The sequence below is a fragment of the Bacteroides caecigallinarum genome (assembly GCF_016901995.1).
GTDB lineage: Bacteria > Bacteroidota > Bacteroidia > Bacteroidales > Bacteroidaceae > Phocaeicola > Phocaeicola cellulolyticus.
On the sequence record NZ_JACJLE010000023.1, the window covers coordinates 35,597 to 55,624 of the forward strand.

Below are 20,028 nucleotides of genomic sequence, written 5' to 3' on the forward strand. Positions count from 1 at the left end.
CTAGTAACTAAAATAAAAATACAATGGATGAACTGAATCAGAATATTAATGCTTCGGAACCTCAGGTGTCATATACGGAAGAGAACATCCGTCACTTGAGCGACATGGAACATGTGCGTACCCGTCCGGGTATGTACATCGGACGTCTGGGCGACGGCTCGCAGGCGGAAGACGGTATATATGTGTTGCTCAAGGAAGTGGTGGACAACAGTATTGACGAATTCAAGATGGGGGTAGGAAAGCGTATTGATATCACTCTGGAGGATAATCTCAGGGTGTCAGTGCGCGACTATGGCCGTGGTATCCCTTTGGGAAGCCTTGTGGATGCAGTGTCCATGTTGAATACCGGAGGTAAATACGATACCAAGGCTTTCAAGAAGAGTGTCGGACTTAACGGTGTGGGCGCTAAGGCAGTGAATGCACTGAGTGTGAAATTCATTGCACGAAGCGTACGCGACGGACAGATGCGTGAGGCAATTTTCGAAGGGGGGGAACTGGTGAGTGATACCACTTCGACTACTGACGAGGAGAACGGTACGTTTATCTTCTTCGAACCGGACAATACCCTCTTCCTTAACTACCATTTCCGTCCGGAGTTTATCGAAACGATGCTCCGCAACTATACTTACCTCAATACGGGACTGTCTATCTATTACAACGGACGACGTATCGTCAGCCGTAACGGACTTGAGGATTTGCTGAACGACAATATGACTGCACAAGGTATATATCCTATAGTGCATATCACAGGCGAGGACATCGAAATAGCATTCACTCACAGCCCTCAATATGGCGAGGAGTATTATTCTTTCGTCAACGGACAGCACACCACTCAGGGAGGTACGCATCAGAGCGCGTTCAAGGAACATATAGCACGCACCATAAAGGAATTCTATGGTAAGAATCTTGAATTTCAGGACATACGTAACGGTCTGGTGGCTGCCATCGCGATAAACGTGATAGAACCTACATTCGAAAGCCAGACAAAAATCAAGCTCGGTTCGCTTACAATGGCTCCTGAGAAAGATTCCGACGGCAATCCTTATCCGCTTTCAGGAGTGAGTGTGAATAAGTTTGTTGGCGATTTCATAAAGGAGAATGTCGATAACTATCTCCACAAGCATCCTGATGTGGCAGAAATATTGCTGCAGAAGATACAGGAATCGGAGAAAGAAAGAAAAGCCATTGCCGGAGTGACAAAGATAGCACGCGAAAGGGCAAAGAAGGCAAATCTGCATAACCGTAAGCTGCGCGACTGCCGCATACATCTGAATGATGTGAAGTCCGGCAAGAAGGACGAAGAAAAAGACCCGCGTCTGGACAGTGCCATATTCATCACCGAGGGTGACTCTGCCAGTGGCTCAATAACAAAGAGCCGTGATGTGAATACACAGGCTGTCTTCAGTTTGCGCGGTAAACCGCTCAATTCTTTCGGTCTTACCAAGAAGGTGGTTTATGAGAACGAGGAATTCAATCTCCTTCAGGCCGCACTCAATATCGAGGACGGTCTGGACGGACTTAGATATAATAAGGTGATTGTGGCTACCGATGCCGATGTCGATGGTATGCACATACGCCTGCTTATGATAACATTCTTCCTGCAGTTCTTCCCCGATCTGATAAAGAAAGGTCACGTGTATATACTTCAAACTCCTTTGTTCCGTGTGAGAAACAGGAAGAAAGGTACATACGTTACACGCTACTGTTACACCGACGAGGAAAGACTTGCCGCTATTGATGAACTAGGACCTAATCCGGAAATAACCCGATTCAAAGGTTTGGGAGAAATTTCTCCTGATGAGTTCCGCAACTTTATCGGCGAAGATATGCGTCTGGAACAGGTGACCCTGAGAAAGACTGATGCCGTGAAGGAACTTCTGGAATTCTATATGGGAAAGAACACCATGGAGAGACAGAACTTCATCATTGAAAATCTGGTGGTAGAGGAAGACGTAAATTTATAGATTAAATGAAAAAAGCAATATTCCCCGGTACCTTCGACCCGTTTACTATCGGACACTTCTCGGTAGTGAAACGTGCCCTTACCTTTATGGACGAGGTGGTGATAGGTATCGGTATAAACGACAGCAAGCGCACATGGTTTCCTACAGAGAAACGTGTGGAGATGATAAGCAAGCTCTATGCAGACGAACCTAGAATAAAGGTTGCTGCATATTCAGGTCTGACAATAGACTTTGCCCGCGAGTGTGGCGCGCAGTTTATAGTGCGCGGCATACGTACAGTGCGCGATTTTGAATACGAGGAAACCATTGCCGACATTAACCGCAAGATGGCAGGCATAGAAACTATTCTGCTGTTTACCGAGCCGGAACTGACTTCGGTAAGCTCTACTATCGTGCGCGAACTTCTCCAGTTCGGCAAGGATGTAAGTCCTTTCTTGCCGGAAAGTATGAAACTTTAATCTTACTTTATCTACCTGGGAATACAGTAAAAAGGAGTTATACTTAATCTGCTGATTTTCAGGTATGTTAAAGATACTGCAGATATTCAATATAAAATGGACGCACGCTTTGATTAAAACGGACGCCCGTTTAAACTGAAACGGACGCACGTTTTGACTAAAACGACAGAGCGTTTTTGGGAGTCTCTTGAGGCCCTGATTCAGGCGCCTGTTTTTCGCATTTGGATGATGTCATTTTGACCTCATCGTCTAAAAAAAATAAGATATGAAACTGAATTTGTTTTTTACATTATCCTTGTTATTGGGAGCAACTTTTATGGTTGAGGCTCAGAATAAATTATTGAATTCTCCTGCCAGAAAACTACAGCTGGCAGAGTTCGCCATTGCCAATCTATATGTTGACGATGTAGATGAAGACAAGTTGGTGGAAGATGCCATAATAAAGATGCTCGAGGAACTGGATCCGCATTCCACTTATTCCGATCCTGAAGAAGTCAAGAAACTGAACGAGCCGCTGGTAGGTAATTTCGACGGTATCGGAGTTCAGTTCAATATGGCTACAGATACACTTTTCGTAATCCAACCGGTGTCTGGTGGCCCATCTGAGAAAGTCGGTATTCTGGCAGGCGACCGTATCATAGAAGTCAATGATACTGTAATAGCCGGAGTGAAGATGAGCACAGAGGAAATAATGCGTCGTCTTCGTGGTCCTAAAGGAACAAAAGTCAATCTGAAAATTATGCGTCGCGGAGTGAAGGAACTGCTGCCTTTCACAGTTAAGCGCGACAAGATACCTGTCTATAGTCTTGATGCTTCGTATATGATGACCAAGACTACAGGCTACATACGTATAAGCCGCTTTGCAGCCACCACTGCCGATGAGTTTGAAGAAGCATTGCATAAGCTTCAGGAAAAAGGTATGCGCAACCTTATCCTCGACCTTCAGGGAAACGGAGGAGGATATCTGAATGCTGCCATCGAAATAGCCAACCATGTGTTGGAGAAGGGCGAACTGATAGTCTATACCGAAGGAAAGCGTAATCCGCGTACAGAGTTCAAGGCCCGTGGAAACGGCGATTTCCGCAATGGCAAGCTCGTGGTTTTGGTAGATGAGTTCTCCGCTTCGGCAAGTGAAATCGTTACGGGAGCCATTCAGGACTGGGACAGAGGAACTGTAGTGGGCAGACGCACATTCGGTAAAGGACTAGTACAGAGACCTATCGATCTTCCTGACGGTTCTATGATACGTCTCACCGTGGCACGCTATTACACTCCTTCGGGCAGATGCATACAGAAACCATACGAAAGCATAGAACAGTATAACAGAGACCTTATAGAGAGATATAACCGCGGCGAGATGCAGAGTGCCGACAGCATCCACTTCCCTGACTCTCTGAAAACCAAGACATTGAAAAAAGGACGCATAGTATATGGCGGTGGAGGTATAATGCCTGACTACTTTGTACCTATCGACACTACTTATTATACCGACTATTATCTGGCATTGCGCGACAAGGGAGCCATCGTGCAGCAAAACCTGAAACTGATAGACGCAAACCGTAGCGAATGGAAAGAAAAATACAAGACATTCGACCGTTTCAACAAGCGTTTTGAAGTTACTGACAAGATGCTAGCCGATCTGATAGCCCTTGGCAAGACTCTGGGTGTGGAATATAAGGAGGACGAATACAAGACTGCACTTCCTCTTATAAAAACTCAGCTTAAAGCCCTTATTGCCCGCGACCTATGGGATATGAACGAGTATTTCCAGGTTATAAACTCGATGAACGAAACGGTGCAGAAAGGACTTGAGTTGGTAGAAGATTAGTTACGAGTTGACAAGTTGACGAGTTGACAAGGCTACCATCCGGATGGAGAACCTCGTCAACTTGTAACTGAAGCCTTGTCAACTAATACCTGAAATCTTGTCCCCTCAAATTAAAGAATTATTTCCTTAATTGTTTGTAATAATGATGGAAATAGCCTAACTTTGCCAAGTCTAAGAACCATTAATAAAGACTATTTTAGTTTTAATTATTAAATAATTTAAAATCAATCATTTATGTGGTTAAGTAATTCATCTATTGGTAGGAAAGTGGTGATGAGCGTTACCGGTATCGCCCTTGTCCTGTTTCTGACATTTCACATGGCGATGAACCTTGTTGCATTGTTCTCAGGTGAGGCATACAACATGATTTGCGAATTCCTGGGTGCTAACTGGTACGCATTGGTTGCAACAGTAGGTTTGGCTGCCTTGTTTGTAATTCACATCATTTACGCTTTCTGGTTGACTATCCAGAACCGTGCTGCACGCGGTAGCGAACGCTATGCAGTGACAGCTAAGCCAAAGAACGTAGAATGGGCTTCACAGAACATGCTTGTTCTTGGTATCATCGTGATTTTGGGATTGGCACTTCACTTTGTCAATTTCTGGTACAAGATGCAGTTTGCAGAAATCGTAGGTAACCCAATGTTGGGCGGTCTTCACGCAACAGACGGTTACGGTTACATCATGCAGACATTCTCTAATCCTGTATTCTTCGTATTGTACCTCGTTTGGTTGGCAGCTCTCTGGTTCCACCTTACTCACGGATTCTGGAGCTCTATGCAGTCATTGGGTTGGAACAACAAGACTTGGATCAACCGTTGGAAATGCATCTCTAACATCTATTCAACAATCATCGTGTTGGGATTTGCTCTTGTAGCAGTAGTATTCTTTGTAAAAAACATTTGATTAGTGACAAGGCTTCAGTTACATTTAGATACTAGGAACTAGATACTAGGAAACCTAGTCAACTAGTAACTCGTCAACTTGTCAACTAAAGAAAAACTTAAAATTAAAAACATTATGACTAAAGTTTTAGATTCTAAGATTCCTGAAGGCCCAATAGCTGAGAAATGGACTAACTATAAAGCTCACCAGAAATTGGTGAACCCGGCTAACAAACGCCGCTTGGATATCATCGTTGTAGGTACAGGTTTGGCAGGTGCTTCTGCTGCCGCTTCACTTGGTGAAATGGGATTCCGTGTATTCAACTTCTGTATCCAGGACTCTCCACGTCGTGCACACTCTATCGCTGCACAGGGTGGTATCAACGCTGCTAAGAACTATCAGAACGACGGTGACTCTGTATATCGTCTTTTCTACGATACAGTGAAAGGTGGTGACTATCGTGCTCGTGAAGCTAACGTTTACCGTCTTGCCGAAGTTTCAAACAATATTATCGACCAGTGCGTGGCACAGGGTGTTCCTTTCGCTCGTGAATACGGCGGTACACTTGCCAACCGTTCTTTCGGTGGTGCTCAGGTATCACGTACTTTCTATGCTAAAGGTCAGACTGGCCAGCAGTTGCTTCTTGGTGCATACTCTGCATTGAGCCGCCAGGTAGGTGCCGGTACAGTTAAATTATATACTCGTTACGAAATGCTTGACGTGGTTTTGGTTGACGGCCGTGCTCGCGGTATCATCGCAAAGAACCTCGTAACAGGTAAACTTGAACGTTTCGCTGCTCACGCAGTAGTTATCGCTACTGGTGGTTACGGTAACACTTACTTCCTTTCTACTAACGCTATGGCATGTAACGTAACAGCTGCTATGTCTTGCTACCGTAAGGGAGCTATGTTTGCTAACCCTGCTTACGTTCAGATCCACCCAACATGTATTCCTGTACACGGTGACAAGCAGTCTAAGCTTACATTGATGTCAGAATCACTTCGTAACGACGGTCGTATCTGGGTTCCTAAGAAACTTGAAGACGCTAAAGCACTTCAGGCTGGGACTAAGAAGGGTAGCGATATCCCTGAAGAAGACCGTGACTACTATTTGGAACGCCGTTATCCAGCATTCGGTAACCTTGTTCCACGTGACGTTGCTTCACGTGCTGCCAAGGAACGTTGCGACCACGGATTCGGTGTTAACAACACAGGTCTTGCCGTATTCCTTGACTTCTCTGAAAGTATCGAACGTCTCGGTCTTGATGTAGTTCGTCAGCGTTACGGTAACCTCTTCGATATGTACGAAGAAATCACAGACGTTAATCCGGGTGAACTTGCAAAAGAAATCAACGGACGCAAATACTACAACCCAATGATGATTTATCCTGCTATCCACTATACAATGGGTGGTATTTGGGTTGACTACGAACTTCAGACAACTATCAAGGGTCTGTTCGCAATCGGTGAATGTAACTTCTCTGACCACGGTGCAAACCGTCTTGGTGCATCTGCATTGATGCAGGGTCTTGCTGACGGTTACTTCGTATTGCCATACACAATCCAGAACTACTTGTCAGACCAGATCACTGTTCCTCGCTTCTCTACAGATCTTCCTGAATTCGCTGAAGCTGAAAAGGCTGTTCAGGCTAAGATTGACCACCTGATGAACATCAAGGGTAAGAAGTCAGTTGACTCAATCCACAAGGAATTGGGCCGCGTAATGTGGGAATATGTAGGTATGGGACGTACTGCAGAAGGCTTGAAGACAGGTTTGGCTCGTCTGAAAGAAATCCGCAAGGAGTTCGAAACAGAACTGTTTATCCCTGGCTCAAAAGAAGGTATGAACATCGAGCTTGACAAGGCATTCCGTCTTGACGACTTCATTACAATGGGTCAGCTTATCGCTTACGATGCTTTGAACCGTGAAGAATCTTGCGGTGGTCACTTCCGTGAAGAACACCAGACAGAAGAAGGTGAAGCTAAGCGTGATGACGAAAACTTCTTCTATGTAGCTTGCTGGGAATACCAGGGAAGCGACGACAAGGCTCCTGTACTTTATAAGGAACCATTGGTTTACGAAGCAATCAAAGTACAGACTCGTAACTACAAGAGCTAATTGAGCTAATCTGAGACGAAGTAAAACAATTTAAAGAAAAGAAGTAAAATGGATAAAAATATATCATTTACGCTGAAAGTATGGCGTCAGAACGGACCTAAGGATAAAGGTCATTTCGATACATTCCAGATGAAAGACATTCCGGGTGATACTTCATTCCTCGAAATGCTCGATATCTTGAATGAAATGTTGATTGAAGAAGGTAAAGAACCTATAGTATTCGACCACGACTGCCGTGAAGGTATCTGCGGTATGTGCTCATTGTACATCAACGGACATCCACACGGACCTGCAACAGGTGCTACTACTTGCCAGATCTACATGCGTCGTTTCAAAGACGGTGACACTATCACAGTTGAACCATGGCGTTCTGCAGGTTTCCCTGTAATCAAGGACTTGATGGTTGACCGTTCTGCATACGACAAGATTATGCAGGCTGGTGGTTTCGTAAGCGTATCTACAGGTGCTCCTCAGGATGCAAACGCTATCCTTATCCCTAAGACAGTTGCTGACGAAGCTATGGATGCTGCTACATGTATCGGTTGCGGTGCTTGTGTAGCTGCATGTAAGAACGGTTCTGCTATGCTTTTCGTTTCTGCAAAAGTCAGCCAGTTGAACCTTTTTCCTCAGGGTAAGCCAGAAGCTTTGCGTCGTGCAAAAGCTATGTTGTCTAAGATGGACGAACTTGGTTTCGGTAACTGTACAAACACTCGTGCTTGTGAAGCAGAATGTCCGAAATGCGTTTCTATCAGCAACATTGCACGCTTGAACCGCGACTTCATCAAGGCAAAACTGAAAGACTAATATCAGTCATACAGACAAAAATATCAAAATCCGGTTTCATTTATTTGAAGCCGGATTTTTTTTGTTACATCCTGTTCTGATTTGCCATCTATACTTTACTTCTGGATTGTTATAATAGGAGTCATATAACTTTTAATGTGAAATATTTTTAAATGAATATGTTTTGTTGGAGAAAAATTTGCAATTAATGTGTGTATTTTATACATTTGCAACGTGATTTTTTTCATAGTATTAGATTTAAGGTTAACAAGGTACGGGGACAAGGCGTTGTCCCCTTTTTTATTTTTATATGTTCAATCGTCACGAAATATTTCCCCAAGAAAATAGCTTTTTTACAACTAGAAATATATTTGTGTTAAACTTAAGCTTGAAAAGTTAATAATAGTAAATGCGGGGGGGGGGGTAAATAAGCTTTTTATATTTTTATCGAAGAAAGATATTATGTTTTAGTGTCTGAATTATTTTGTAGAACCAATAAACTCTAGATATATAACATGTGGTTTGTCATATTGTTACTATTGGTGTTCAATGTTTCACCCTCTTGGGCCTTGGGTGATGTAACTGGGCCAATAAAATTACGGGAGATATATGAGACACCTGAACGTTTGTTGAATAGATTGGACAGTTTGGAAAAGAGCGGTTTTCAGCCGACTTATAAAATAGATTTTCTCCGCAGTTATGCCTATTATTCAATGTCAAGGTTCAGCATCGCTTATGATTATGCCTTGTCTGCAATTAAGGATGATAGACTAAGAGAAGGTGAAGAGCTGTTTGATCGTATAATTATCTTATTGGCAGAAAATGCCATTTTCTCCTATAGAATTGAAGAAGCATGTAACATTGTGACAAATGGTCTTATGTATGCCGATAAGAATAACAATGAAATGTTGAAAGGTAATATGCTTTTCATAGAAGGCCTGTTATATCGGAAAATAAACAGCCTTGACAAAAGTTATGAGTATCTTAACCGTGCAATTGATATTTTGAACAAGGAACCGGGAATAGGAAATTTGTTAAGGATTTCTCAGATACAAGGTGTACTTTGCGATATATATATTGCTGATGGCAAATATAATGAAGCATGGAAGGAAGCGAGAAAAAGAGAGACGCTGCTTAGTGATTTACGAAGTAAAAGCGAGAGTCTGAAACTTGTTGACAGGCAGGAAGCTTATTTATATAGTAGGTTGGCATATCTTTCTCAGAGGCAAGGGAGATATATTGTTGCCAATGAATATTATCAGAAGTTTCTGACAACAGATTTTTCAAAAAGCAATCTGGGGCTACTTGAGATAAATGATTATCTGCTTGAACTTGGCAATTATCAGGATGTGGTAGAAAACAACAAGCGTTTTTTCCTGAATGTCGATATGGATGATGTGGTTTCTGTGATTTACCAGAGGGCCTTGAAACAAAACGCTACAGCCTATAAAGGAATAGGTAATTATGAGTGGGCATATAGTGCTCTTGAGAAACTTTCCGAAATAAAGGAAAGACATCGTCTGACTATTGACCGTCAGTTTGTTCTTGACAGATATGATACGGCAGAGATATTGCGCTATAAGCAGGATTTGGAGAAAGTGGAAAACGATCTGTCAAAGCGTCATAATCTTCTTATCTTCTTTGTTATTGTCACTGTTTTGCTGCTTGTCTTGTTCGCTTGGGTTTCGTATGACCATAAGCGTCTTAATTCCAGAAACAAGAAGATAACATCTCTTCTTTTGGAATTGCGTGAGGCGAAGGAAGAAACCGAACAGTATCAGATGGAGAATATTGACAGTATTCCGCAGGATAACAGGTTATTCCTGCAATTTGATGAAAAAGTGCGCAATGAAAAACTTTATTTGAACTATCAGATGCAAAGAGATGATTTTGCACGCTTGATGGGAGTAGATAGAAACAGGTTTGCATCTATTATTAAGGAATACACAGGAGGGGGAAATCTGAATTCTTATCTTAATGATATGCGTTTGGAGTATTCTATATATTTACTGAAAAATCATCCGGAGATGTCCATACAGGAAATTGGAGAGGCAAGTGCGTTGCCAAGCTCCACTACTTTCTACCGTTTGTTCAAGGAAAAGTATGATATAAGCCCCAAAGTCTTCAGAGAACAGTTGAAATAACTTTCCCAAATTATATATTTTTTGTTTCAAAAAAACAAAAAATATTGCGTTTCAGTCACTTCTGATATGCATTTGGTCAAATGACAAATTGAAAAAAGTCAATGACTAATCGGGAAATCGATACATAAAGTGGTAATATACATCTTTATTAACTTTACCAACGAAAACTAAAGCTATACGCGAATATAATTCCGTATAAATATAAAATTTTGTGTAAAGAAAGATAATAAAAACATCATTGCCATGAAAATGTATCTTCGATATCTGCTTCTTTTGGAATTGGCATTAACTTTCTTCAGTGGGGGTGTTTATGCTAGTGGGCATGTTGTTGCTTCTTCTTCCGGGGAAGACTCGGTTATCATTTTCAGATTTATTCCTAAAGACCTTATGTTCTACGATTCAAAGAAGCTTGGCTTCCGTGAATCCCTTTTCCGTGCCCTTGACCTTATAAACAGCCATAAAGACGATATCGTGGCAGGCAAGGCTGTGGTAGTTATCCATGGTTACAGCACTTCTTTTCCTACATACAACGCCAACAAGGCCGCTGCAAAGAACCGCAGCAATCAGGTGAAATCGTATTTCATCACCAATTACTGGATGAAGGAGAAGTATTACAAGACACGCAATCATGTGGATACGTATCGTGGCAATAAGGAGATAGTGGCTGTAGTGGGCATAGAATATCTTCCTGGTTACGAACCTAAACAGGAAAAGGCTCCGCAAGCTGAACTTCCTGAATTTGAACCTTTGACCAGAGAAACGGGTATTCCCGTTGCAGGACTCCCTTCCGACCTGATGCCTGAGCGTATGGCATCATTGCCTGAACCTGAGGTAATTCCTGTGCAGGAAACAGAGGCTTCCCGTCCATTTCATCTCCCGTTGATATTCAAGTCGAATCTAATATACGATGCCATGCTCGCCCCTTCGCTGGAGATAGAGTATGTGATAGACGATCATTGGTCGGCTGCCGTAGAAACCAGCATTGCATGGTGGCACAACAGCCACAAGCACTGGTATTATCAGATAGCCACCCTGATACCAGAAGTGCGCTACCGCATCAATGCCCGCAAAGCGGGACATTACCACACAGTGGGACTTTTTGGCGGTGCCGGATGGTACGACCTTGAGTATAAGAAAACCGGATATAAGGGCGAACTCTGGATGGCAGGAGCAAGCTATTCCTATACCATACCTATAAACCGTCTGTTGGGACTGGAATTCGGGGCTGGTCTGGGATTTATGAGCGCCAAGTATGAAGAATATCTTCCTATGGATGGGCATTACGTGTATCAGCAAACGTCACGTACAAATTTCATTGGCCCATTAAGACTAAAATGTGCCTTATTGTTCGATTTGAACGGATTCTTTAGGGAAGGAGGTGATAAATGATACGTTTGGATAGAATCATGATATGTTTGTTCTCTGTGTCCTTATTTTGCGGATGTAGAAAAGATTTATGTTATAACCAAGAGGAACATGCTTATGGAGTGAAGCTACATGCAGTAGCGGATTGGGAACTGGAATGGGAACGTACATACGATTATGATTGGGAAGAGTTGTGGACAGATGAACATCGCTATGGATACGATGATCTTAGACCAGAAGTTGCAGAAGGTATCAGAGCAATAGCTTATGGCGAGAATAACTATTATAGTGAGTCTAATCTTCCTCCTGAGGGTGGACGACTTCCGATACGAGAAGGAAAACATTCCGTTTTACTTTATAATAATGATACAGAATATATTGTTTTTAATGATTTGTCTGCATCATCATTGGCTACGGCTACAACCCGAACTGTATCTCGATCTACACTAAAGGAACTTCATAGTAACGAACGTACCATGAATCAGCCGGACCAGTTATTTGGATGTTATATTGACGAGTGTGTGGGTGAAATTTCTTTGGAGAAAAAAGAAATGCCAGTTACAATGCGCCCTCTTACTTATACATATCTGATTCGTTACAAGTTTAGTAAAGGACTTCAATATGTGGCTCTAGCTCGAGGAGCATTAGCAGGTATGGCAGAAAAAGTTTATCTTAATGATGGTCACACTGGTGGAGAAGCTGCTACAATTCTTTTTGATTGTGAGCTTACTGATTTTGGCGCTGATGTATGTATGCAAAGCTTTGGTGTGCCAAATTATCCTGGAGATCATTATACACGTGCAGATGGCAATCCGGCTTATTATACCTTAAATCTTGAGGTAAGATTAAAAAATGGAAAAGTACTGACGTATGATTTCGATGTTACAGACCAAGTAAATGCTCAACCTAGAGGAGGAGTAATAACTGTGTCTGGTATAGAGGTGAGTGATGAAGATGGAGCAAATGCCGGAGGTTTTGATGTTGATGTAAATGATTGGGGAGATTTTGTAGATATTCCAATTCCATTAGGATAATAAAATAAGTATATAAATAATTTTATGTTTAACTAAGTTTTTTTTAATTATGAAGAAAAGTTTATTTATGCTTGGAGTGGCTGTAGCAGCACTGGCAAGCTGTACACAGAGTGAAGTTCTTGATATTGCTGAAAGCAATGTTATCAAGTTTGACAATGCGTTTGTGGGCAAACCTACTAGAGCAGTTAAAGCTCCTGAGGTAACTACTGCTGACATTGACAAAATGTATGTGTTTGCGCATGATAATGATGGTATTGTTTTTGATAAGAACCCAAAAATGGTTTATAAAATTACAGGTACAGACGAATGGGGATATGATAATCTTGTTCAGTGGAAAGCAAGTAATACATATCAATTCGTTGCTTATGCAGGGAAAGAATTTACAGGAACTGATGGAACTGTTTCTGCAAATTCAGATAATAAATCATTGAAGTTTGAAAATATTGTTGTTGATGGTGAAAAACAGTTTGATTTGTTATATTCTAATAATGTAGAACATGCTACTTCTGCTATTACTGGTAATCCAAAGATTGAATTTACTTTTGAGCACCTTCTTTCTATGGTACAGTTTACTCTTAAGAGTGGATTTGGAGCAACTACAAAAGTGGAAGTTTCTAACTTTGAATTTTATGGCTTAAAAACAACAGGAACCTATGATGCAAATGCATGGACAGCAACTTCAACAGCAAATGAAAAAGGTGCTACAAATTTCAAAGTAGCTGGTCCTGAAACTGCTCAATATAAGACTGACGGTTCTACAGATGTAGTAAATTCTTGGGTTATTATTCCTCAACAGAATCATGCAACTGATAAGGTGGAAATGGTTAGTTTTGATGTGAAAGTTACAGATGGTGATCCTGGTACTGTAATAGCTACTAAATCAATCACTGCAAATATCCCATCAATTACTTGGACAAAAGGTAACCGTTATAACTATATATTCACAATAACTCCGGAAGTAGTTGAGATAGAAGATGAATATATAACATTCGATGCTCCTACAGTTTCTGAATGGACAGATAATGACCTTACAGTTGACCAGAATACAAGTTCTACAGAAGGTGTAGAGTTAAATTAAAATTAAGTATAACCAGTAGGGATCTGACCGTCCTTACTGGTACAATATTATGAATAGAACACAGCAATAGATTTCTATAAGATATAACATAATAAACATCGGATGATTTTATAAACTAAACAATATAGGAGAAAATTTTATGACATACGAGTTCCGACATCAGCTAAGATATGCTATAACTGTACTTTTGTTGGCTAGTCTTGTTGTATCATGTTCCACAAACGACATTCTATCATCCCCAGATACCGATTCACCTGAAATAGACTTTAGCACACCGGCATTGTCACGAGGCATTGTAACCTCTAGTGATGATATGTCTGCTTTCGATGTGTGGGGATGGTATTCGCCTACTACTGGTAATGGAGCACAAACACAGGTATTCGAAGCCAGAAAAGTGACCAATAAAGGCAGTGGCTGGAAATATGATATACCGGAACGTTGGCAGCAAGGTAATACATACCGTTTTTATGCAGTTTATCCATCTAAGGAAGAAGATCCTAAATATAAGTCTGCAAGTTATAATGAGTCCGGCAATCTGGCTATTACTAATTTCGATTGTTCTTATGCAGTGGATTTGATGACAGCTAGCAAAGAGATAGTTTGTTATGATAATGGCTATCCTGGTAAAGTTAATATGACGTTTTCCCATGAATTGGCAAGAGTTCTTTTCATTGCAAAAAATCATAGTGGAGCACAAAATATTATAGGATATAAACCGTTTGTGAAGAGTTCTAAGTTATATGGAATGTATAAAACGGGGAGTTTAAATGTTACTAGCACAGGATCGGTATGGACAATACCCGCAAATTCGGGAGAAACGGCAACCGACAAGAATAGTCCTTTGGCTAAAGCAGAAAATAAAGATGTCACGAGTGTTGATGGAGTTACAATTATAGAGGTACTTGTATTTCCTCAACAGGTAAAAACCGGGTATAGTATTGATTTGGTATATACTACTGATGATAGTAATCCTATTGAAAAACAAACGACTATTGACCTGAGTTCGCTTTCTGTTGATGAATGGATTGCAGGAAAACAATATCGCTATTCATTTACAATCACACCTGATGACAGAATATTGTTTGACAAGCCTACCGTGAACAAATGGGATGAAGCTACAGGTGGAATTATCATAGTTGAATAATATATTACAAAGATATATGAAAGGAATTTATACATTTTTATTTTCATTGTTGTTCTGTGGATTTTTTTCATCATGCCAGAAAGACAACCTGAATGAAGATAATAGTTTGGAGATTAGCTTTTCAGTTCCCCTGGCAAGTGTTGAAACACGAAGTACAACAAAGGACGCTCTTGAAGTGGGAGATGCTTTTGGTGTGTTGGGGTATTGTGTGCCATATACTGTAGGAACAACAACACCTAATTATAACGGAGGATCAGGTGTGTGGTCACTAAAGAGGAACTTGTGTCCGCCGGATGTCTTTTATAAACAGAAAGTAGTAGTAGCCGACAATGGGTGTACTTATGACCGTACAGGAGGTTCGGGTAATAACCCGAAATATTGGTATAGAGACGGATTTGATACAAATAATGTTGGGAACTCCAATGTGCAAGGAGCAGAGGATTATAATTATTCATTCTTTGCATATTATCCTTATGAAGGATGTTTTACATTGGATTCTCCAAATGCTTCTAATGTCGCAGGAGCTCCTAAGTTCAAATTTACTATGCCGCAAAAGGGTAATGATATAGAAGAAGAATTAGATCATACAATTACACCTGATGCAATGATGTCAGTTCTTTATAATAAAACTCGTCAGGAAGGCAATCTCCAGTTTCAGTTTAGTCATTTGCTTACGGCGTTGGGCTTCGAGGTAAACAATTTCAGTGAATATCAATTGATAATACATTCAATCAAGTTAGGAGGCTCTTTTTATAAAGAAATTGATATTGATTTGACCGGAGACAAGGTTGTATATACATTCTCTGATTCACGTTATACCGGGAAATATACCATATTTGATGGAACAGGACTGCCTGAAGGTGGCTATATTTTAAATGCTCCTGATGCAAATAAAGGTGAGACAGTAACATCTTCTCCTAGTCCTATTGGGCCTATACTAGACGGAACAGCACGTAACGAATTCATTATGCTTATTTCAGGAACAGGTACAAGTTTTGGTGATAATATTAAAGTATATTTGGATTATACTTTTAAAGGAATTCGTAAATCAGAAGTAAAACCTCGTCCGGGAACATTTACTCCACAACCTGGTAAAAAATATACAGCCCAGTTAAATTTTGTAGGCGATGCGTTTGTAATAAACTTTGTAGTGGATAATAGCGGTGAGTGGGGGAATGGTGCTGCTGCAGACGGTGATACGGGAAATGACGATATAATATTTGAGTAAAAATCAAGATAGTTATACAGTTATGAAGTTTGGCTATATAAACATATTAAGATATTCAGTGTTATTATTACTGATGTCATCTGTTTTTTCATCATGTTATAATGATGATATTATTGGACACGAATATACTGAAAATTCTTCCTGCTCTTCACTTCAGTTTATAAGTGATCCTATGCAAAGGTATCAGGTAACGACTCGTGCCAGTTACACAAAAGATGATGCAGAAAAAGAAATACACAATATTCATGTGTTCTTTTTTGATAAGAGAGGAAATTATCTTAAAGGAGGTTATCTCACAGGGTATCCGGATGCTCCTGATGAAGGAGGATACTACTCTCTTGCAGAAGGAGTAACAAGTTTAAAGATTGATGATGAAAATTTAACTACTGATGCTGAATCTGCAATAATATATGCGGTTGCAAATGTTGATCCTTCAATGTTCCCTATTGATGAAAATACTGGAAGACCTACTAACGTTGAGACTTTGGCTCAGTTGGAGGAAATGGATTTTTCAATTGGCAATGAGAAGTTGTCTTTAGGAATTCCTGAAAACGGAATACCTATGGTGAGTAAGGTAGAAATGAATCTTGTTAATCCGTCTTCTAAGGAGCATATAGTAGAATTGACCTCTTTAATGTCACGTATAGATGTGAATATCAAACTGGAGTCTGATATAACGGACAATAATTATCCATCTCTTACACTTGTAGATTGGACAGCGAAGAATTTACCTTTGAAAGGTGCCTTTTCGGAACCTACAGGAAATGCACAGACGGGCGACAAATGGCCTGAAGAGACTTGGACAAAATCTATTAATACTCCATTACAGAGAACTATATATAATAAGAACGGTGAGATTTCATTCAGTTTCTATATGTTTGAAAATATTCAGAAAGCAGAGTGGGTGGCAGATGAAGGAGAAGTATGGCAAGGAACACCTGATCCCGATAATCCTGCAAGTTTATATCCTTCAGAAATAATTGAAAAAGAAGAAAACAAATATCAGATGCAGCGATACAAACCATATCTGGCGAATAGCAATGCAACAGCTGTAGAACTTCATGCATTTTATTCAACATATAATGAGACAGGAAGTGGTGCCGCTACATACGAGGTTCGATATACTTTATATCTTGGAGCAAATTATACAGATAATTTCGAAGTGAAGAGAAACCATAAGTATGAGAACAATATTACAATTAAAGGTCTCACACAGGTAGGGACTAATCCGGATCATATCACTTTCGATGCGCGTGTTAATGTCAAGGATCAAGCTAATGAGTATTACATAGCAATGTTGCGTGAGAGAAATCATGATGCTCATTTCTGTGTGACACCTATGGATATATATCTTTTCAAGGATGTAGAAGGTAGTAATGTAAATCCTACAATGGAGGTTATCTTAGGTGAGGTTTCTGAAGGGTCAGAAATACCTTCCAGTATTCCAAATTGGATTAGAATGGAAAAGATATGTGCTGCTGATATGGAGGCTGGTACTGTTGAGCAATCAGGCTTTACTGAATATATTTCACCCGATAATGGGACACATCTTGCAACTCATGAGGCTTGGTATGCAGGAAATGGTAAAAGAGCTTTCTTTACAAAAGATTTGCTTACAAATCCAGATAAACTGGCGGAAAAGGGCAAGCGTGTGACCATTGATCATACAAGAGATCGTGTATATTTTTATATAGATGAAAATCTTAAACTAGTGGATAGAGAAGCTATAGTGACACTTATCTACAAAGAGAATGGTACGGAAAAAAAGAGAAGAACAATTACTATTGGACAGACGCATTTACTTCCTATTATAACCCAAAATGGTAAAACTATTTATATGGAACAATATGAAGAGTATCTTGATCACTATGATCCTTTAGATGAACATAGAACAGAACAAATTTATGATGGATTACCTTGGGCAAAAGAAAACACAGGATTAGATAATTATAATATAGAACAATTGTATTCAGATCATATAACAATTTTGGGAGTTACTTATCCATCACAACAATATGAGAATGTAGGTCAGATATATTTTGATGGTTATCCTTATACAAGTTTTATTATATATCGTGCCGAACAAATGATTATGCATTTGAATGCTCAACCTAGATCTGCTTTTGAGTATTGTTATAATCGTAATAAACGTAATGATAATGGAACTTTAAATTTGTCTTATATACCAAGGAAAACAGCAGGTCTTGTAGGTGATGATGTATATGAGGAAGACATAAATGAAAGTAAGTGGTTCTTGCCAGGAATACGTCAGATGGAAGATGCTTTAAAAGCTTATTATACGACTTATAGGGAATTTCAAGAAGAGTTTTATTGGAGTTCTTCTGCAGGTGAAAGAGCTAATGGGTCTTCTGGACAGAACCCACAGAGAGCTAGGGCTACAAAGGTTGATCTAACACATCCTTCAGGATATGCCCAGAGTGGTGGAGGCGATGGTGAAGGGTGGCAAAAGTATGCGTATGAATACGGTAATGGTGGTTACACACTTCGTACTCAGCCTTTACGTATCCGTGCTTTCAGAGTTGATTTAGAAAAGGTAGAATAAAAATTTATCAAGAAGGTTATGTGCTGTAAATCTATGGTACATAACCTTAAATATATTTTAATGACTATGTATTATTACTATTATTATGATGAGAATAAAGTATCTTTAAGAGTTCAAGATGCTTTAAAAGAAAGAAACGTAGAATTCAAAAAAGAGTTTATGTATCTTCCTCGTTCAAATAAAAGAGCGGATTTATATATACCTTATTCTATAAAAATAGATGGTAAAGAAATTGTAGGACCTATAGTCATAGAAATAAAACAACGGCTTTTTTTTTTAATACAGTAAATAAATGCTTTCTTTTCATGAAAGAATTAAAAAAGTAGAAGATAAAAAAGTTTATGGCAGTTATATTTTAATATATGATGAAACTATTTCAGATTCTGTAACTGAAATACAGAGTCTAGAACATGATTTTTTTTGTTTATCACATCAATAATTTTATTAGTAGCAAAATAGAGCCTGTTGATGGTAATTTTCAAAAAAACGAAACTCCTGCAATAGACAATGGGATAGAAGATAATAAGATAAATGATGCTAGAATTGCTTTCTCGGAAGGAAATTGTACTCTTTTCTTGGGTGCAGGTGTCAGTGCATCTGCTGGCATACCATTGTGGAACAATTTATCTTTTACCTTTCATTTTATATTTCAGTCGTTTTGCACTACTTTTGTTAAGGCTGTATTTTCTTATTATGAAATATCTAGACCCCAAAGCCGATTTGACCTTCAAGAAGGTGTTCGGAGAACATCCCGGTCTTGTGATAAGTTTTTTTAATTCTTTCTTCCATTTTGGAGGTAATATTAAAGAATACCGGTATCAGTGAGGAGGAAATAGCAGCACTGTGACTGAAGCATTATACTGTTAATTGAATGTATCGCAATACTTGTAAATCAAACAAATTTCATTATCTTTGCGAATAGCGTTAAGTGCAGTGAATATGGAAAATAAGGTTATTTATTGGGTTGAGTTGTCTGATTATGATATGGATACAGCTGATGCAATGTTGGTAACAGGTAGATATCTGTATGTTGGCTTTATGTGTCATCAGGTAATAGAAAAAATCTTAAAAGCTTATTGGACAGCGCATTTGTTAGAACCACAATTAAAAATACATTCTTTATCCAGATTGGCTGAGAAAACAGAACTTGACAAGATTATGTCTGAAGAACAGTTGGATTTTATTGATTGTCTTGAACCATTAAATATCGAAGCACGTTATCCTTCATACAAGGAACGTTTATTCAGAAGTCTTACGAAAGAATATTGCGTGGATTTATTGAAACAAACCAAAGATTTACAATCATGGATAAAGAGCAGGCTATAGAAATTGCAAAAAGATACAAAAAACTGGTGGCAGAAAAACTACCCGTTAAGGCGCTATATATATATGGCTCGTACAGTAAAGGTACATATAACGAAAATAGTGACATTGAT

The 20,028-nt window shown here is 39.7% G+C and carries 16 protein-coding genes and 1 pseudogene; all 17 read left to right on the plus strand.

Annotated elements, in window-relative coordinates; all coding sequences use genetic code 11:
• The first annotated feature begins 23 nt into the window (after positions 1-23).
• Positions 24-1,964: a DNA topoisomerase IV subunit B gene (locus H6A61_RS07610; protein ID WP_204392575.1), complete on the plus strand. Its 1,941-nt coding sequence runs from the start codon at positions 24-26 to the stop codon at positions 1,962-1,964.
• A gap of 5 nt (positions 1,965-1,969) precedes the next feature.
• Entirely contained in the window at positions 1,970-2,422 is a 453-nt protein-coding gene (gene coaD, locus H6A61_RS07615; RefSeq protein WP_154044722.1) for a pantetheine-phosphate adenylyltransferase, read from the plus strand.
• 265 nt (positions 2,423-2,687) lie between these two features.
• Positions 2,688-4,250, plus strand: a complete 1,563-nt coding sequence (locus tag H6A61_RS07620) for a S41 family peptidase (protein ID WP_154044721.1) — start codon at positions 2,688-2,690, stop codon at positions 4,248-4,250.
• 234 nt (positions 4,251-4,484) lie between these two features.
• Positions 4,485-5,156: a succinate dehydrogenase/fumarate reductase cytochrome b subunit gene (locus H6A61_RS07625; RefSeq protein WP_204392577.1), complete on the plus strand. Its 672-nt coding sequence runs from the start codon at positions 4,485-4,487 to the stop codon at positions 5,154-5,156.
• Positions 5,157-5,270: 114 nt separating this feature from the next.
• Complete coding sequence (locus H6A61_RS07630; protein ID WP_204392579.1) at positions 5,271-7,253, plus strand: fumarate reductase/succinate dehydrogenase flavoprotein subunit; 1,983 nt, start codon at positions 5,271-5,273, stop codon at positions 7,251-7,253.
• 48 nt (positions 7,254-7,301) lie between these two features.
• Positions 7,302-8,057: a succinate dehydrogenase/fumarate reductase iron-sulfur subunit gene (locus tag H6A61_RS07635; RefSeq protein ID WP_204392582.1), complete on the plus strand. Its 756-nt coding sequence runs from the start codon at positions 7,302-7,304 to the stop codon at positions 8,055-8,057.
• A 605-nt stretch (positions 8,058-8,662) separates the two neighbouring features.
• A complete protein-coding gene (locus H6A61_RS07640; protein WP_204392584.1) occupies positions 8,663-10,180 on the plus strand; it encodes a helix-turn-helix domain-containing protein in 1,518 nt (505 codons plus the stop codon).
• A gap of 243 nt (positions 10,181-10,423) precedes the next feature.
• On the plus strand, positions 10,424-11,569 hold the full coding sequence (locus tag H6A61_RS07645) for a DUF3575 domain-containing protein (protein WP_204392586.1): 1,146 nt from the start codon (positions 10,424-10,426) through the stop codon (positions 11,567-11,569).
• Positions 11,566-12,579, plus strand: a complete 1,014-nt coding sequence (locus tag H6A61_RS07650) for a DUF5119 domain-containing protein (protein ID WP_204392588.1) — start codon at positions 11,566-11,568, stop codon at positions 12,577-12,579. Before H6A61_RS07645 ends, H6A61_RS07650 begins: the two co-directional genes overlap by 4 nt.
• 49 nt (positions 12,580-12,628) lie before the next feature.
• Positions 12,629-13,657: a fimbrillin family protein gene (locus H6A61_RS07655; protein WP_204392590.1), complete on the plus strand. Its 1,029-nt coding sequence runs from the start codon at positions 12,629-12,631 to the stop codon at positions 13,655-13,657.
• Between the two features lie 139 nt (positions 13,658-13,796).
• Positions 13,797-14,801 carry a fimbrillin family protein gene (locus H6A61_RS07660; protein ID WP_204392592.1) on the plus strand — a complete coding sequence of 335 codons (1,005 nt, stop codon included), beginning with the start codon at positions 13,797-13,799 and terminating at the stop codon, positions 14,799-14,801.
• Between the two features lie 16 nt (positions 14,802-14,817).
• Entirely contained in the window at positions 14,818-16,029 is a 1,212-nt protein-coding gene (locus H6A61_RS07665; RefSeq protein WP_204392594.1) for a fimbrillin family protein, read from the plus strand.
• A gap of 172 nt (positions 16,030-16,201) precedes the next feature.
• Complete coding sequence (locus H6A61_RS07670; protein ID WP_204392596.1) at positions 16,202-18,592, plus strand: fimbrial protein; 2,391 nt, start codon at positions 16,202-16,204, stop codon at positions 18,590-18,592.
• Between the two features lie 60 nt (positions 18,593-18,652).
• Positions 18,653-18,880: a hypothetical protein gene (locus H6A61_RS07675; protein WP_204392598.1), complete on the plus strand. Its 228-nt coding sequence runs from the start codon at positions 18,653-18,655 to the stop codon at positions 18,878-18,880.
• 405 nt (positions 18,881-19,285) lie between these two features.
• A pseudogene (locus H6A61_RS16165) lies at positions 19,286-19,372 on the plus strand (Rpn family recombination-promoting nuclease/putative transposase); the annotation flags it as partial.
• Between the two features lie 159 nt (positions 19,373-19,531).
• Entirely contained in the window at positions 19,532-19,918 is a 387-nt protein-coding gene (locus H6A61_RS07680; RefSeq protein WP_204392600.1) for a HEPN domain-containing protein, read from the plus strand.
• Positions 19,897-20,028 (plus strand): nucleotidyltransferase family protein (locus H6A61_RS07685; RefSeq protein ID WP_204392606.1); only part of this gene is annotated, 132 nt, incomplete at its 3' end. The genes H6A61_RS07680 and H6A61_RS07685, both read left to right, overlap by 22 nt.